1 pseudogene is annotated in these 234 nt (G+C 48.3%); it reads left to right on the forward strand.

Annotated features, from left to right (window positions below):
- A pseudogene (locus CWC11_RS22150) lies at positions 1-234 on the forward strand (malate synthase G); the annotation flags it as partial.

A 234-nucleotide genomic window follows, 5' to 3' on the forward strand; every position in this document is an offset into this window, starting at 1 on the left:
CGCTGATGATGGAGCAAAAGCAAGGCCATCCGGAGTCTGGTGCTAATACTGCGTGGGTGCCCTCTCCTACCGCAGCAACGCTCCATGCAATGCACTATCACTATGTGGATGTGTTTGCACGCCAACTTGAGATAAAAACACGTCAACAAGCATCGCTCGATAACTTACTTACGCCCCCGTTGATGTTAGAAAACGATTTGTCTGCGGAGGATATTCAAGCCGAATTAGACAATA

Origin of the sequence: Pseudoalteromonas sp. S3178, from assembly GCF_005886985.1 — a bacterium.
Lineage (GTDB): Bacteria > Pseudomonadota > Gammaproteobacteria > Enterobacterales > Alteromonadaceae > Pseudoalteromonas > Pseudoalteromonas carrageenovora.